At 66.8% G+C, this 15605-nt stretch carries 18 protein-coding genes; 2 read left to right on the plus strand and 16 right to left on the minus strand.

All coding sequences use genetic code 11. From position 1 onward, the window contains the following. The 12 genes from BO39_RS26965 to BO39_RS30585 form a co-directional block, all read right to left on the minus strand. A partial coding sequence (locus tag BO39_RS26965; RefSeq protein ID WP_052402889.1) for an IS6 family transposase occupies positions 1 to 694 on the minus strand: 694 nt, incomplete at its 3' end. 183 nt (positions 695 to 877) lie between these two features. Then, positions 878 to 1057 carry a hypothetical protein gene (locus BO39_RS33235; protein WP_156963986.1) on the minus strand — a complete coding sequence of 60 codons (180 nt, stop codon included), beginning with the start codon at positions 1055 to 1057 and terminating at the stop codon, positions 878 to 880. A 799-nt stretch (positions 1058 to 1856) separates the two neighbouring features. Further along, the gene (locus BO39_RS26970) at positions 1857 to 2243 is read right to left on the minus strand and encodes a TA system antitoxin ParD family protein (protein ID WP_043839624.1); all 387 of its coding nucleotides are present in this window, start codon (positions 2241 to 2243) and stop codon (positions 1857 to 1859) included. Between the two features lie 110 nt (positions 2244 to 2353). Continuing rightward, entirely contained in the window at positions 2354 to 2785 is a 432-nt protein-coding gene (locus BO39_RS30575; RefSeq protein WP_052402880.1) for a hypothetical protein, read from the minus strand. Continuing rightward, entirely contained in the window at positions 2782 to 2961 is a 180-nt protein-coding gene (locus tag BO39_RS26980; protein ID WP_084698584.1) for an MbcA/ParS/Xre antitoxin family protein, read from the minus strand. The genes BO39_RS30575 and BO39_RS26980 overlap by 4 nt, the downstream gene beginning before the upstream one ends. Positions 2962 to 3277: 316 nt before the next feature. Next, entirely contained in the window at positions 3278 to 3586 is a 309-nt protein-coding gene (locus BO39_RS33240) for a hypothetical protein (RefSeq protein WP_156963988.1), read from the minus strand. Positions 3587 to 4362: 776 nt separating this feature from the next. After that, positions 4363 to 4608 (minus strand): FitA-like ribbon-helix-helix domain-containing protein, encoded by a 246-nt coding sequence (locus tag BO39_RS35465; protein ID WP_408735187.1) that lies wholly within the window; start codon positions 4606 to 4608, stop codon positions 4363 to 4365. Positions 4609 to 4837: 229 nt separating this feature from the next. Beyond that, on the minus strand, positions 4838 to 5284 hold the full coding sequence (locus BO39_RS30580) for a hypothetical protein (protein ID WP_156963990.1): 447 nt from the start codon (positions 5282 to 5284) through the stop codon (positions 4838 to 4840). Positions 5285 to 5538: 254 nt separating this feature from the next. Beyond that, positions 5539 to 5826, minus strand: coding sequence for an antitoxin Xre/MbcA/ParS toxin-binding domain-containing protein (locus tag BO39_RS26995; RefSeq protein WP_245615434.1), 288 nt, complete (start codon positions 5824 to 5826; stop codon positions 5539 to 5541). Beyond that, positions 5823 to 6716: a hypothetical protein gene (locus tag BO39_RS27000; protein WP_156963992.1), complete on the minus strand. Its 894-nt coding sequence runs from the start codon at positions 6714 to 6716 to the stop codon at positions 5823 to 5825. The genes BO39_RS26995 and BO39_RS27000 overlap by 4 nt, the downstream gene beginning before the upstream one ends. Then, positions 6713 to 7168 (minus strand): hypothetical protein, encoded by a 456-nt coding sequence (locus tag BO39_RS27005; RefSeq protein WP_043839629.1) that lies wholly within the window; start codon positions 7166 to 7168, stop codon positions 6713 to 6715. The genes BO39_RS27000 and BO39_RS27005 overlap by 4 nt, the downstream gene beginning before the upstream one ends. An 87-nt stretch (positions 7169 to 7255) precedes the next feature. Beyond that, the gene (locus tag BO39_RS30585; protein WP_052402886.1) at positions 7256 to 8413 is read right to left on the minus strand and encodes an MbcA/ParS/Xre antitoxin family protein; all 1158 of its coding nucleotides are present in this window, start codon (positions 8411 to 8413) and stop codon (positions 7256 to 7258) included. A 169-nt stretch (positions 8414 to 8582) separates the two neighbouring features. Between BO39_RS30585 and BO39_RS27015 the strand changes: the two genes are divergently transcribed. Beyond that, positions 8583 to 8849: a helix-turn-helix domain-containing protein gene (locus BO39_RS27015; protein WP_043839630.1), complete on the plus strand. Its 267-nt coding sequence runs from the start codon at positions 8583 to 8585 to the stop codon at positions 8847 to 8849. A gap of 31 nt (positions 8850 to 8880) precedes the next feature. Here BO39_RS27015 and BO39_RS27020 read toward each other — a convergent pair whose 3' ends face one another. The 4 genes from BO39_RS27020 to BO39_RS27035 form a co-directional block, all read right to left on the minus strand. Next, positions 8881 to 9285 carry a hypothetical protein gene (locus BO39_RS27020; RefSeq protein ID WP_043839632.1) on the minus strand — a complete coding sequence of 135 codons (405 nt, stop codon included), beginning with the start codon at positions 9283 to 9285 and terminating at the stop codon, positions 8881 to 8883. Between the two features lie 662 nt (positions 9286 to 9947). Next, entirely contained in the window at positions 9948 to 10466 is a 519-nt protein-coding gene (locus tag BO39_RS27025; protein ID WP_156963993.1) for a hypothetical protein, read from the minus strand. A 61-nt stretch (positions 10467 to 10527) separates the two neighbouring features. After that, entirely contained in the window at positions 10528 to 14682 is a 4155-nt protein-coding gene (mobF, locus tag BO39_RS27030) for a MobF family relaxase (RefSeq protein WP_043839636.1), read from the minus strand. Between the two features lie 15 nt (positions 14683 to 14697). Further along, a complete protein-coding gene (locus tag BO39_RS27035; RefSeq protein ID WP_043839637.1) occupies positions 14698 to 15075 on the minus strand; it encodes a ribbon-helix-helix domain-containing protein in 378 nt (125 codons plus the stop codon). 226 nt (positions 15076 to 15301) lie between these two features. On the opposite strand from BO39_RS27035, the gene BO39_RS27040 reads away from it, so the two are divergent. After that, the coding region (locus BO39_RS27040; protein WP_043838881.1) for an IS5 family transposase at positions 15302 to 15605 on the plus strand (304 nt) is incomplete at its 3' end.

Genomic DNA, 15605 nt, shown 5'->3' on the forward strand with positions numbered 1-15605 from the left:
CGCAGGTCTCCTGCTGCCAGCTGCGACAGGCCTTGGTGCGCGCACGCTGGTACTCGCCGGCCGTCATCAGGTGTCGACGAGGACGGAAATGGCCGTAGATCATGCTGTGCGCCGAGAGGAACCGCTGAGCCTGCTCAGCCGACTTAAACCGTTGCATCTGCCGCTCCCGCCGTCGGGTAGGGCGGTGCGAGTTCTCGGCCCGGTTGTTCAAGTAGCGGCTGCTTCGATGCCGGACCTCGGGTAGGAGTTCGCGCTGGGCCACGCCGTGGCTCTTCAGCCCGTCAGTGACCAACCGGCGCGGCTTGTACTTGAGCCCGGCTAGCAGGCGCTTGAAGAACCGCTTGGCTGCACTTCCGTTCCGCCGGTCTTGAACAAGGATGTCCAGCACTACGCCATGCTGGCCCACTGCCCGCCAGAGGTCGTGGAGCACGCCATTGATGCGCAGAAACACCTCATCGAGGTGCCAAGTGTCACCCGGCTTCGGCCGGCGGCGTCGAAGCCTGTAGGCGAACTCCGAACCGAACTTGCGGCACCAATTCCGGATGCTCTCGTGCGTGACGGTGATGCCCCGCTCCGCCAGGATCAGCTCCACGTCCCGCAGGCTCAAGCTGAACACATGGTAGAGCCAAACTGCATAGCTGATGATCTCCACTGGGAAGCGGTATCCAGGGTAGGTGGGGCAGTCTGACGTCATCCCGCCAGATTGCTCTGGCTCAGTTGTTCCGACCACCGCCCATCAACTTGCCAATGCCGCCAAGCGGTATAGGCGTCGGAGAAGTCTCGCCCGAGACGGGCAGATCGGACACCTCGCCGCCGAAGAAGGGCTGGTCGCGCCGGAGTGCCAGGTGGGCGAGCTTGTCGCGATGTGACCCGGTCCTCACCAGGAGAGGCGCCGCCTCTCAGCCCCGGCGCCGAGCGCGTCGAGCATCGCCTTCAACGCAAACATCGCGTCCACACCGGCTTCCGTCGTGAGGGCATACTGGGCCTCGTCCACGATCAGCCCCACAGGGTTTCCGGACCGCTCGGCCAACGCGCGGAGGGCGTTCGTCAGTGTCAAGCCGTCCGGGGCGCCGAGTTGTTCGAGGTCGAAGGAGGCCCAGCTGCCGAGACCAGCCTTCGCGGATCGCTACGAACCAAGACGACCGATCCCAGCAGGAGGTTAGTCGAGCCACGATCCGAGCACAGCGCGAGCAGCCTCACGGTCGTAACCCTCCACAAGTTCTTCCAGGCTTTGAAAGCGTGGGACGACGGCCTCCGTGGAGGTCAGTTCAGGTCGCTTGGGAGCGACAGGGCTGATTGTTACCGGCGCTTTGGGTGCTTTCTCCATGACTTGAAGTATGCGGACATTCTCTTGCGGCTCAAGGGCGATGATTGGCGCGCCACCAGCTATCCTCATCCCCAACATCGTCGACGCGCACTTGGCCGCTCGGTGTCCGGGTTGAGCCCGAGAGCACCGATCACCCCCGCTGCGGCCTCGGTTCTTCGGCGAGGCTCCGGCGTTTCCCCCCTGACGCCACAGCGACAGTCTTGGTCAAGAGAAGGTTCATGTCAGAGCCGCAAACTCTTGGAGCAGGGCTGGGATCCAATGCGGCATTGGTCAGGTCCGGGTGCTCAGCCGCCTGAACAACGGCGAGCACTGTCTTCGTCTGCCCACTTCCGTCGACGGCTTGGCCCGGCATGACCTCTACCTGCGGGTAGCCTCCAGCCTTCGTGTCAGCACTCATGTGGACCATGATGTCGGTCTGGAGTTCCATGCTCCACGCCGACCCGACACATTCACGGCCCATGCTGGAAGACGGACCTCGTCATGTCGCTTACCATGCCGCATTTGCCTCGCAACTTCAGGACCGGTGCGCTCACTTGCCAGCGCTTGTACCCCGCTGGTCAGAATGCGAGGGCGTGTCGCCGTAGAGCTCTGCCTCGCTCATCCCCGGAGCCTCCGGTGTACCGCCCAGAGAGGCGTAGTAGTCGCGCTCGGCCTGAGCTGGCGTCTGCATGCTTGTGCCCAGGTCGGCAAAGAAAAGTTCGGCTTCTATTTCGGTGAAGTCGTCGATGGTGATCTCCCCGGCCAGGGCTTGCCGAATTCTGGCGTGAGACACGCCAGGGGTACGTTCAAACGATCTACCCAACCGGATCCAGTGCTCAATCTGAGCGGCCGTGGAGCGGTTCAGAAGACTGCCCTCCTGCTCAGCCGCTTCAATCAGATTGCTGTCAATCTCCGCGGTTCGCTGGACGGTAGGCAATGCTGGCCTCCTTCGGCGTCAAAAGAATACTACGGTTGGACTGGTTGCGCTTGTCTGGGCAGCGGCTTGACCAACAACGTAGGCGCGCTCAAGGCCGGGTGCTGATGCCATTACGTGAACCCCCTGTTAGCAAGGTCCTTCAGATAGGAATGTACAGCATCGGTCTGACCGGCCCTGACAAGGCTCTCGTCAGTCTGACCGCCAAAGCTTGGTAGGGGTTGGCTGCGGAACCAATGGATGGCCGCCTCGTAGGCAGCAGGCCCGTCCCTGAGCGCGACCGCTTCGCCGAGGATGCTGATGACCGGCCCCAGTCTCCCGTGGAGCTGAACATCGGCAAAGTGCCAACGGGTTCCATCGGGCAGCCGGCCACGCCGACTGGCTGTGGCAAGCGCCACTTCGAACAAGCCCACGGCGTCGATCTCATCCTTTGCCGTCACCACGAGGCCCGCACCTTTGGCAGCGAGAACGCCCTCGGGCACGAAGAGCACGTGGGCCTCGCCAACCCGCCGGTGGTGAACCCGGAGGTCGAGCGTGCTGGTCACGAGTAGGCTCCGCTCTGCATCCGGCCCAGAATGTTAGAAACCTGGGCCTCACCCTCCGCGGTGTTCAGTAGGTCTATCGGGCGCGCGCCACCGAGCGCGGGCAGTGGCGCCGAGAGCCATCGCGACAGCCAGGCGGCAGCATCAAAGCCGACCGGGTCTCCCGACTCACGGACCATCGCCTGCACCTGTTCGAGGAGCCTGTCGGCTGTCTGCGGTGTCACTATCGCCTCCTATCGTGCCAAGAGCGAGGTACACGCGAGGCGGGCTCATCCTCACTCTGCGGAAGCGGCGACAGCAGGCCAAGCATTGTGCATCTCCTCATCCGTCTTCCGCTGCCTGAGCGAGCTCGGCTCGGGTTCCCGGAGACGGCTCGTCCGCCCTTCGTGATGGGCGTGGTAGGGCCGCCTAGTTGGAGGGCGAGCTTGCTCGACGTGAAGCAGATGGATCAGGTACCCGCGAGAACCTGCTCCACCTGTGCGGAGATCGATCGGGTCATGCGACTGTCGACCGGCTCATGGGTTGCGGATGCCAGCCGAGGCGAGCCAGGGCTTCCGCCACGTCGGGTCGCACAACACCTTCGTCGACACGATCGCGATCGTCGGTCCACGAGCAGTAAAAAGCCAAGTAGCTTTCACCCCTCCTTCGAAGGTCGGCGACGATCTGCCCGGCTTGGCGCCAGCTTGTACCCCACGGCTCGGCGGCGTGCCCCTCCTTTCGCCAGTCCACGTTGCACATGGCGGCATAGAGCGCCTGCGCAAAGGCATCGTCCTGAACGGCTGCCCGAATGGCGTCGCTCGTCATGAGTTCTACCTTGAGATCTGGCCCGTTTATCTTCACGGGAGCCGCCGCTGGATCGTGCCATCAGCCATGCCCCACTCCTGCGCGCCACGGCGGCGCATGAGCAGGCGGTCGGATGGCTCCAAGTGGCTCAGCATTGGTGCTCGGCCAGCTCGATGATCCTGACTCCTCGATCGACGACGTGGCAGCCTTCAGCCCGGCTGCTGTTCTGGACCGTCAGGCTCCTCCGCGCCTGTTGAACATCCTCAGGAAGCCATGACAGAAGAGCCCTCTTCCCCTCGTCCAGCACGAAGTCGCCCGGCGCTTCCAGTGTCGCCATTTCTGGTGACTTACCCCTTCCATCTCTGCGCGCAGGCCGCGGTGACGTATTTGGCGAATTTGGCGAGGCGAGCCCTGCAGGGAGGCAACCCAGCGGAACCGCCACCCCCTGCCCCACCCTGATCGAAGGCCGGACAAGATCAGGCGGCATGGGCCGGCACCAAGCCCAGCGCAATCGCCATCTTCCGCGGCATCGCCACATTAACCTCGTCCAACTCGCCCCAGGAGGCCATGAACGTCCCCGCGTCGGTCTTAGTCGCACCCGATCTTTACCGCCCTGGTCATCGAGGATCTCCCGGCAAAGGTGGAAATCATCGCCACTGTCCGGGTCTTGCCCGGTGCTGATGGTGGATCGCGTGCTCATGTTAGGGTTCCATGGAGGAAGCCCGGTGTCGCTGCGGCCAGCTGGCGCGAACAGACGCGCTTGTCTTGATCAGACTCCAAGCCTCCGATCGAGCGCTTCATCCAAATCGTCCATGCCGAGCGTCCCTCTGCTCCCGAACTATTTCTCCGCTCTCTGTACCGATCTTGCCGGTGCTCTCCCTCAGCTGCCGGGCCGTTTCCTGAAAGGTCGACTTCGGCCCGCCAAGAACTTGCTCCAGAATGGCTCGGTGCTCGGCTTCCACGGAGCGGCCGTTCAGGGCCGCCTTTGGCTCTAGTGCCTCGACAAGGCTGTGAGGCGGATCGTCAAGTACGAGGTGCTTCATGGGCCCCTCCCCTGTGTCGTCAACGGCTTGCACCGGCAACCTGGCCAATAAGGCTGCTCCAAGCGAGACCGGGTGGGCACTCCTGTTTACCCTTTTTGTCTCCGTACGAGGCGAGGCCCAGAGATGCTCAACCTGCGGCAAAGCGTGGCGATGGCGGGCATTCGCTTGCGCACCGACTGTCAGCTACGGCGTGCGGTTCCGCACGAGTTCCTGTCCCGCCGCTGGTGTACTACCCCGGCAGTCCACGCCGGGCTCCCACCTGAGCGTAGAAGGCAAGATTGCGTTTAACTTGCCGGCGCCTCTCCACGACCTTCGATCCTTCCAACTTCGCTGCTGCCACAAGACTGTCGACGTCCTCAAGCATTTTGTAAGGCCTTCGGCCACCCAACTGCGGGTCATCCGACACAAACCAGTATGCCCGATCCCAGCAGGTCAACTCAGGCGGGAACGCCTGCAACACCGTACGGATTGTTGGATGTGGGCGCTGACGACGAAACTGGAACTTGGGGAAGTACTCGACCCCTTCGTGCTCTACCGCGAAGATGTCACCGTCACAGCGCCATTGTGGAGCGGCTTCGCCCAGGCTTTCAATCTGCACCGATGGATGGTGGCGGAGAAAGAAGGCGGGGCCCTCCGCCTTTATCCACTCTGCCCAATCCCTGAAGTCGTTCTCCATCTGCTCGCTCAGTATAGCCATTCTCATCCTTTCCACCGCTGCAGGTTTCACTCACCCTGGCTGGTACGCGGACACCATGCCCTGGTGCCTTGCCTCTATACTGGAGGACGCACTTACCTTTTGCGCGTCACCAGTGAACACCGCGCCGCACGCTTGCTGACCTCGTCGGAAGCGGTGCCAGACGCTCGCAGGCTCATGCAGGTCCAAGCGGCCAGCCGCGCGCAAGCGGGTCTGACCTTCAAGTAGCTGCTCGCTCATGTGTAGACCCCGTACTGCAGGCGGATGAGCAGGAGCTCAACCTGCTCCTTGCCCGCGGCCGTGCCGAGCAGGTCGACCGGACGCTGCCGGTCGAGTGCCATAGCAGGTCGCATGAGCCAGTCGGCGGCGGTCTCTCTCGAGCCGAAGACCTCCGCCGCCTGCGTCAGGACGTCGCCGGCCAAGCGCTCCAGCTGGACCAGTTGACGAACCCCGGCGCGCTGGACTGCGGCGTCCAGCGCCGCGACGGCTTCGCGATGCCGGCGCTCCTCGTCAGAAGTGCTCACCTTTGCTGTCCCTCGCTATCCAGGCAGGCGCGCGCCACCTCCAGCACGCGCCGCACTCCCTCCATTTCGCTGTCGAGCGGAAAGTCGAGGGGAGAGCGCCCCTCGAGCCGCGCGTTCGCCGCCCGGGCCCAGGCTGCGCGCGACGCCTCGTTCCGCAGATCCCAACGAAGAGCGGCGTTCAACCCGAACAGCAACCCGAGGCGCTCGAGGAGTGGAAGCGAGAAGGGCAGCAGCGTTTCCCTGTCCCCGTTTGGGCGAAGGGCTCGCGCTCTGGCATCGTTGGGCGTCAGGTGGCTGAGAAGGGCCAGGGTCTCTTCCAGCCCGAGCCCCCAGCCCTGGGTGAGGCCGGACCACTCGCCGTCCAGGCGGAAGCACAGCCACGGGTAGAGGGCATTTCTGACCACCTCTATCGCGCGTGCCTCCGGCAGCGCGGCAAGGCGGGCGCGCAAGCCCTCGACAGGGCCGCTGAAAGGATGCGGTTCGCGAGGAAGGTGCCGCCACCCGACCTCGCGCAGGACGGCTCTCCGGCCCTCGAAGAACAGGCGACTCCAGGCCTCTGGGTCCATGCCCTCCTGCAAGCCATCCACCCAGTAGCCCAGCACCGCCTGCTGGACCAGCTCCCCGCCCAGGCAGTGCGGTAGGAGACCCGTCGTGCAGTCCAGGCGCACGACGCCTTCCCGCAACGTGCCGCCCGCGTCGTCGAGGACGCGGAGCTCATCCCCGTCCATCAGCGGGTGGAGGCTGTCGTAGCCCGGCCGTCCGGGATCATCGAGCGACCAGACCACGCCCTCCATGCCGGTCTCGAAAAAGGGCGCGAGGAAGCCGCGCACCTCTCCTGCCGGCTGTCCGCCACCAGCCTGCAAGGCGGGGCTCGCTTGACCTCTGGTCAAGCCCGCGCTCGTCCGTGAAGGGACTGCATATGTGCCGCCTGCTGCCACCTCTGGACCATCTCCGCGCCCACCAGCCTCGCCGAGGTGACCAGGGCGTCGACGTCGTCGAGCGCCTCGCAAGGCTGCCTGCCACCCAGCCCTCGATCAGCGGACACGAACCAGTAGGCTTGGTCCCATGCGGTCACCTCGGGCGGGAAGGCCAGGAGCACCGTGCAGATCGTGGGACGCGGGCGCCCGACGCGGAACTGGAACGTCGAGACGTATTCGACCCTTTCGTGCTCCACCGCGAAGATACCGCACTCGTCGCTCCAGCGGACAGCGGAGCCGTCCATGCTCTCGAGCCGCACCGACGGATGGGGACGGACGAGGAGAACAGGCAGTTCGGCCAGGAGCTGTTCTGCCAGCGGCTTCAGGTTATCCGGTCCCTCGCCATCAGGCACAATCTTGGTCATAAGCGCCTCCACTCAAGGTCGCCTTGGTCCAGGTCGACGCAGACGCCCTGCCTTGGTGCGCCGCCCCACGTTGGTCGCACTGTTCGCCTACTCGCCTGCTCGTCTGACCGCCGCCCGGTCATACATTGCCGCCGCGCCAGACTGACGCCGGCGAAGCAGGCGTTCGATACGGTCGCGACCCGCGGCCGAGCCCAGCAGGTCAATCGGGCGCTTCTGGGCCAAAGCTATGGTAGGCCGCATGAGCCATTCCGTGGCCGCGTCGCGTGATCCAAAAACCTCCCTCGCCAGAGCCGGAAGGATACCGGCCAGGCGTTCCACGTAGGACAGCACACGGGCCGCATTGTGCCGGCGCGCCGCATCCAGTTCCTCGACGACAGCGAAGTGGCGGCGTTCCTCAGTCGACGGCGCTCCCTCCGCCTCCTCCATGCCCAGGTCAGCACGCGCCGCATCCAGCGCCGGCCTGACCCCTTCCATCTCGCCGCCGTGCAGAAGGTGAAGGGGACGGAGGCCAAAGAGACGTGCGTTCGCCGACGTGAGCCAGGAAGCCCGCGACCGCGCGTCCGGGAGACCCCACAGAAGGGCGGCGTTCAGCCTGAAGAGCAAACCGAGGCGCTCGAAAACAGGGAAGAAAAAGGGCAGCAACGTCTCCCCTCCCCGCTCTGGGATAATCAGCGATACCTCGTCCGACCCCGTGAGCGGGTAGTTGAGCAGCGACACGGCCTCAGCAGGGCCCAAACCCCAGGCGTAAGCCAGGCCGCGCCACTCTGCCTTGGCTCCGGACCCAAGCCACCGGCAGAGGGCACCTTCGAACAGCGCCTCGGCGCGCCCCGGCGGCAGCGCGGCGAGGCGCGCGCGCAGACCGTCGACCGGGCCGCTGAACGGGTGCGGTTCCCTGTCCCTCGAGTTCGCAGAGCAGCGGCGCAGAACGGCTCGCCGGCGTTCGGCGAACAGGTGGCGCCACGTCTCGGGATCCACGCCCTCCTGCGTGCCGTGGAAGCACACACCCAAAGCACCCTCCCCGCACGGGCTCCCGTCCAGGCGAGAGGTGGGCGAAGCGGCGAGCCGCTCGAAGCGCACTACCCCTTCCCAGAGGGTACCGCCCGCGTCATCCAGCACGCGGAGCTCGTCGCCGTTCTCCAGCAGATGGCAGCCCTCATGACTTGGCAGGCCGGGATCATGGAACGACCAGATCACCTTCTCAGTGCCGGTTTCGACGATCGCCTCTAGGAAGCCACGGATGATCAATGCTGACCGCCTCCTTTGCCGACTTGCCTAATCACCCGCAGCGGACCCCGGGTGACGCGCTGCTCGCCTGAACTCCGCGGGATCAGTGCTGTCGGTGCATCCCATAACCGATCATGGGTTTGATTGGCAATCCTATTATCGGTTTCGCCTCTCTTTCATAGGTCCCCGAATGCCGCGCACGCGGTGGTCACCCCGGTCGACGAAGCTCCGCGAACTCCTGCGCGACCGGCGCCTCGCCCTCGGCCTTCTGCAAGGCGAGCTGGCCGAGCGCCTGGGTCAGCCCCAGAGCTTCATCTCCAAGGTGGAGCAAGGGGAGCGGCGCCTCGACCTCGAGGAGGTGCTGGACTACGCCGCTGCCCTCAAGCTCGACCCCCACGAGATCGTCGCGGCCGTTCTCAAGGTGCCCGCCGCCCGGCAGAGCGGAGGGAAGGGCTGAAGGAGCCCGTGGGCTCCTTCAGCCCGCCCGGCTACCGCGCTCCCGCCGGGGAGGCGGGATCGGTAGGATCGCTCCAGTCGGCCGCCAAGTCCCTCAAGGCCGACCAGAGCGGAAGGTCGTCCGCTTCCTCGGGGAAGCCCCTCTCATCGACCGTCACCAGCGTCATGAGCGCGGCCGACTTGGCGCGGCGCGTGGCAGGGGTGGTGGCCGGCAGGCGGCACAGCTGGTCGATGAGCTGGTGACGTCGCTGCACCAGCTCCACCTGCCGGGCGTGGTGCCGCCCGGCTGTACCCAGGTCGCCCAGGCTCTCTGCCCTCCTCTCCAGGGCGCCAGCCCTGTTGGTTTCCCGCTGGAGCAGCAGCACGAGCGAGCAGAGGGCGGTGAGTCGGTCGTCGGGGCCCCTGCGGCGGGGAGCACGAGTATGCGGCGGGCTCATGCCGCAGCCTCCGCCCGAGCAGGGCAGGGCGGCGCAGGGACCCGCGATGGGCGCTGATCCCTTATCCAGCCGGGCCGCGACGAGCCGCTGGGTCCGTTTGCACCGCTATTTGCGAGAACGCGGGTGGTCACGCCTGGCACTTGCCAGGCGCACTTCTTGATCTTCATTCGATGGGTGGCTTTCAGATGCGCCGGCGGCGGCGGGTGCCGGGCCGGCCCACGGACCGGACCCGGCACCCGCCCGCGGCGCGCGAAGGCACCTCAGGGAACCTTCTTGCTTACTCCCCTCTCGAGCAGCGATCGATGAAACGTTGTTGCTTCCATAAGAATGAACTCTGCGCCGGACGGGTAAGCTCCAGAGTGGCCCTAAACCGGCCTGCTGGTGCAGGTAGGGCATCCTCCGAAGGTCTGCGCTGGCTGGGCCGTGCTGCTGATTAGGTTGGAGCCGAATTCGACATCATCCACCACCAAGCCGGCAGGCAGAGGGGAACTCGGAACGCGGTCGGGCACCGCGAGAGTCTCCGCGTAAGCAAGCCTTCCAGAAACGCGAAATGAACCCTCCAGCCTCAGCTACTTGGGAGGTCAGTCCCTTCCAGCGGGTTTCAGAGGGGTTTCTGTTCGGTGCTAAAGCACACTTCTTGTCGAGAAGGATCGAATGCAGCGTCAGATGTCGTCCTCCTCGTAGGCTACGCTGACGCCATCTCCGCAGCGCCAGTCGCTTTGCGTGCGGGGGAACTTGTAGAGCGTCTCGGCAGGGTGCGGATGCCAGGGCGAGCCGTCGCGCAGCGGGGCGTAGGCGATGCAGCGACCGACCTGGACACCGGTCGGCAGGGAGGAGGTGTCGGCGTCGGGGACCGCGGCGAAGAACCTGCATTCGAAGCAGCCGGCCGGAAGCTGCGGTGGAGCAGGACGTGGTGTGTGTTCGCCGCATCCGTCGTGCTCGAGCATCACGGGCTGACGCCGCTCTCTGCCGCGCGAATGAAGACGTCGTTCGCAGAGACCGAGCCGGCCCGGGACGTGGCGGGCCCGCAGTTCGTCGGCCCTGAAGTCGGGGATCGGCGGGAGGCCGCGATCGGCCTGGCCCCGGTTCTTCGCCGCGACATAGTCGCTGAACGAGGGGGGCACGGCGTCGCCGGTCGCGCGCCAGTGCGAGCATGTTCCGCACGGTCCGGGCTTTTTCACAATGACAGTCCTTCGGCATGGAAGTGGAGGCGGCCGCGGGCCAGGCCCCCGTTGTCGGTGCTCAGCGAGCAGAACCCGAAAGCCGTGATGCCCGCGGCGTCGGGCCCTTGGCCTGCGGCGGGGCAGGCTCCGCCGGCACCAGGACCGCGGCGGCTTCCGGAGCGTCGCGGGAGCGGTCCGGTACGGCATTCTGCTCATCGGCAACGCCCCGGGCGGCGAGGCTCCGGAGCGTCGCGGACGGGTCGGGAGAGGGAAGGCGGCCCCCGGTCCCGGCGACCACGACGGAGCGGGCCGCGAGGATGGCTTCCCGCCACGCGGATGAGCCGGGCATCGCGAGCCGCAGCGGGGTGGAGCGGGTGATCCGGTCCTCCCTGCCCTCGGCGCGGAGCCGGAGGAGGGCGCTGTCGAGGACGGCGGCGGGGGAACCGGGCGCCGCCTGCTCGGCCGCCGACCCAGGGCCCAGGAGGCGCCGGAGTACGCGGAGATAAGCGGCGACGTCGCCGGCGGGGTGCTGGCGGCCGCCGAAGAGCTCCGCCGGCAGCGCCGCCGTCAAGCGGGACGCTGAGGCACCGGCGGCGAGGTGTTCCCCACGCTCGACGGTTGTCATGCCGTCGGGATCGCGGGCGCGGATCGTGCTGTCGGCCAGGAGGGTTCCGTCCCGGATCGCCTCGTGGATCCGCGCCTCGTGCGCCCGGAGCGCCTGGATGCGGGCGACGGCGTCGCCGAGCTGACGGTTGGGTATCACGGAGGGATCGCGGCGGTTGCCGACTTGGTCATCGAGCCAAGCGCGGACCTGCGACGCTGACTTGCCCTCGTGGCGAAAGAAGCCGGCGATGACGCGCTCCTCCTCGGCGCGCTGCGCGTGGCGGAGGACAGCGCAGTAGTCGACCACGCGCATCACAACAGGCCCCTCCCCTTCCCGCTCGAGGCCGCGGAGGCGGATCGCATCGACGGCTCGCTCGCCGCCGATGCCTCGGAGGGTGGCGAGGTCCTCGGGGGTGAGGAGTTCTGGCATCGCCCCCCCGACCGGTTGACGGTCAGGGAGGATCTTCTCGTTCCGCTTTTCCTTCATCCAAACCGCGGGATCGGCCGGCCGCCGTCCGCCTTTCGGGATGGCGATCGGGTGCACCGGGTTCCAGTAATACTCGAGCGCGCGTTCTGCCTCGCGCCGGTCGGCCGACACCAGCGCTTCCACGGCATCGGTGAAGCCCATCCCGCCGCGCGACACCTTCGCGGCATAGACGCGCGCCAAGCGCTCGGTCGCGGGCACCTCTGACATCCTTGGCCCGCTGCTGAGGGCCTGCTGCTCCTGCGGCGCGTCGGGCGCCCAGGCCTGTGTTGACGTTGGCGCCGGCTTCTTTGGTGCGCGGATCTTCTCCGGCCGCCACCGCACCAGGCGCCTCACCCGTGCCGCGTCCTGCGCGGCAATCCGGATGATGGCCTGCATCTGTGTCTCCTGTGCGGTGTCGGGCAGCTTCCTGGGATCACCCGTACGCAACCATGTGTCCCTGTCGACAACGTAGTCGGACGCGTTCAGCCCTTCGGAGGCCGCCTTGGCGCTCCGCAGGAAAGCCATCCGAACGGCCCCCTGTTTTGGCTTCTCACCATCAGGCGCCAAGCGCTGCGCGAGGGCTCCAGCATCGGCCACGATCACCGCGTCCTCCCGGTGGCAGGTGAGCGCCACGCAGGCGCGGGAGGCATCGAGGCCAACCCCCGCGTGAATGATAGCGAAGTCTGCCGTCCAGCCCTTCGCCTTGTGAATCGAGTGGGCAAAAGCGTGCTGAAGGACCGGCGAGGGCTGTTCCTGACCCTTCCCTGCCGGAGGGGCGATCTCGGACAAGCGGAGGGATAGCGTCTGCTTCGTACGGTCGAGCCGGATGGTGAGCGTGGGGTCGGCGCCAGGCGTGAAGCCCTGCAGCGTCGCGACATCGTTTGCTAGCCCGTTGCGGCCGGTCTTCGTCAACGTCGCACCCAGCGCCAGACGGTCACCCGCGCGCAGCTCGATCTCCCGCAACTCGCCCTGCATGCCGCGACGCCCTCCGGCGTGGATGGTTCGAACAGTGATGGCATCGGCGCCGAGTTCCCCGGCGGCCAACATCCGGCTGCGGATCTCGCGATTGAGGGCGTGTACGTCCGTGTTGCGCGCGGCCAGCACCAGCCGGGTTGCCTCGGGGTTCTGCTGGCGGTTTTTCTCCCAGGCGTCGGCCACGCGCTGCACGGTGTGGGCCGCATCCCGGCCCCAGCGGATGCGGCCCTTCGCGTCGTAGCGCGTCAATCCTTCCACGCTGTCGCCCGCAGCGAAGGCTTGGCTCGCCTTCTTAATCCATGGCGTGGTCTGCCGGCGCACATCTTCCATGCGGGCAACACCCAACGTATCCGCCAGGGCGAAGAACGGCGCGCCCGGCTCAACGCTGGCGAGCTGGCGGCGGTCACCAACCAGAATAACCTGCGCACCCTTGTCGCACGCGTGAAATAGCAGTGATGCGACATCGCGCGAGCCGGCCATGCCAGCTTCGTCCACGATCAGGACGGACCGCGGCTGCAAGGCGAATCGCCCTGCGTCGAGGTCTTTGACAAAGCCCTGCAGCGCGCGGGAGCCGGGAAGCGCCGCTTCCTGCCGCACCACGTCCGCCGCGGTCCAGGACCCGGCAAGGCCGATCGGCTCCGCGCCGCTGCGCCGGGCGGCGTCCACCACGGCGGCCAAGGTAAAGCTCTTGCCAGCGCCCTCGACGCCTTCCACCACCACCACGCCGTCGCCGCGGGCGGTGTGTCGGACGGCCTGCTCCTGCTCAGGCGATAGCCTGGGGCGGGCGGCAATGGCGACCTCGGCGTCGGCCTTGCGGATGTGGCTGCCCTTGTCCCGGCGCTCCATCGCGTCCAGCAGCATCCGGCGCTCGCGCTCCAGTGTCTCGTGCGTGGTGAAGACCATCTCGCCGCGCTGGTTTGGCTCCAGGGCCACGAGGCGCTTGTCGGCGATGAGGTGATCGTACTCGGCGTGGGCGCCCTCCGCGCCGCCACCGCGCGTCTGGGACGCCTCCGCGATCATGCGGCGGAGGGTGCGGTCTTTGACGACGGCAGACCGCTCCAGGGCCTCGGTGAGCGCCGCGTCGGCCGCGCGCTGCTCGGGACGCTGGTGGCGCGCTGCGGCCCTGCGTACGGCCTCCCAGACCTTTTCCCGGGTGAGGCCAAGCTCCTCCATCTCCCTGACCCAGCGGGCCTCCAGCTTGCCGTCCTCGGGGACTGTGCCCTTGGCGCGCCGGGTGCTCCGGGTGATCTCCTCCTTCAACAGCCGGAGGCGCTTGCCTCTGGCTTCGTTGGGGTCGGCCGTCGGCGCGTCGCGGAGTGGTCCCTGCCGGACCCCTGGGGCGGTGGCAGCGGCGCGCTCCTGCTCACCTGCCCGCTCCAGGTTGGCCCGCACGGTGTCCAGGGCATCGAGGATGGCGACGCGTCGCTTGGACCAGACGGCGATGAGTTCAGGCGGTACCCCAGCGACGGTGAAGGCTTGCCCGTCCTCCTGGATCGCGACGCCACGCTGGGCCAGTCGGTTGGCCAGCTCGGCGCGAAAGATGGCACCCCCGTAGGTCTTCCACGGGTAGAGCTTCTGCGGATCCAGGGCTCCGGTGGAGCCATCCGTCCGGAGGCCGATGTTGCTTAGGACACCGTGTGCGTGGGTTTGGGGGTCGCCGGCCCGGCTCGTGAACTGCGGGAAGATGCCGACAGCCACGTCCCGCACCCGTTCGCGTGTCTCTCCGCCAGAACCACGCCGGGTCTCAAACACTCCGCGGTCATGGAGGGCGCGGAGACCGGCCCGGGCGGAGGCCACCATGTCATCCGCGATCCCCCGGCGGATCTCGGGCGAGGCGGTGGCGTAGAGGACCCCTACAGCCTTCGGGGCGCTGAACGTGAGATCCCAGCCCCCGACCCGGCTGTTCCGGGCGGCGGCTTGGACAAGCGCCTCGCCGTCCAGCCCTTTGCCATCCAGCATCTGCCGGAGTTGCCCGGGGACGATCGGCTTCACATCCGGCGCTAGGCTGTTGGACGGGCTCCACCAGGTGGCCAGCGACGCCAAGGCATCGGCCATGAGGTATTCGTCGGCGGCCCTGGAGGGGTCAGCCTGATCGGGCAGAGCCTTCCGGGCCTCCCCCTCGTAGTAGTCGGCCGCGGCTGAGAGGTTCAGCCCGCTCCGGCCGCCACCGATGCGCTTGACGCTGAGCACTGGGGGTCCAGCGTCTCAGAACGGCCCGCCGGTTGGACCACTGTGCGGAGGTTCGATGGACCCGGCCAGAGTGCCTACAGCCTGGGCAATATCCCGGAGCGATCCGCGAACAGCTTCATGCTCCTCCCAGGCATCCTCCATGGTCGGGACGGCCTTGCCAATGGCCTCCACATGCCGGCCAAGGATCTCGACCAGCGCCTCCAGCCGGCCCGGGATTATTGCGCCCGAGACGGTGGCGGCGGTCCCTACAGGGGCCTGCCGAATAAAGAATAGGACCGCCATCCGGACCAGCTCGGACGACCTTACGCCCCGCGTGTCGGCTGCCTTGTTGACCTCCTCGGCCTCCTCTTTCGTGAGGGAGGCCCAAACTCGACTGGATGCTGCAGCGGCCATGGGGTTCCCCTCCAAAGGTGGTATTATGCCCTGGTGTGCAGATTTGTGCAGCAGTTGGTGCCGCGCCGTGTGATCCACACTGAATGCTTTTTTGTAGCTTTACGGTCGCTTTACGCCAATTACGCTTCAACGGCGTGTTTACGGTCTTTACGGGCCTGAACTCCTGCCCGACCATGCGCCTACTTAGAGCACCTAACGAAACCTGCTGGTGAGCGTTTTGCGGGGCATGGCGAAGCCCCTGGTTCCGGATGATCTCTGGGCGGCGATCGAGCCGCTTCTGCCGCGTGAGCGGCCCAAGCCCAAGGGTGGGCGGCCGCGGCTGCCCGACAGGGCGGCGCTGACCGGCATTCTGTTCGTGCTGCGGTCCGGCCTGCCCTGGGAGATGCTGCCTTCTGAGATGGGGTGCGGCTCTGGGATGAGTTGCTGGCGCAGGCTCCGGGACTGGCAGGAGGCCGGTGTCTGGGCTGCCTTGCACCGGGCTTTGCTGGAGCGCCTTCAGGCAGCCGGGCAGATCGACTGGCGCCGGGCTG

Origin of the sequence: Roseomonas aerilata DSM 19363 (assembly GCF_000711725.1) — a bacterium.
Taxonomy (GTDB): domain Bacteria; phylum Pseudomonadota; class Alphaproteobacteria; order Acetobacterales; family Acetobacteraceae; genus Roseomonas; species Roseomonas aerilata.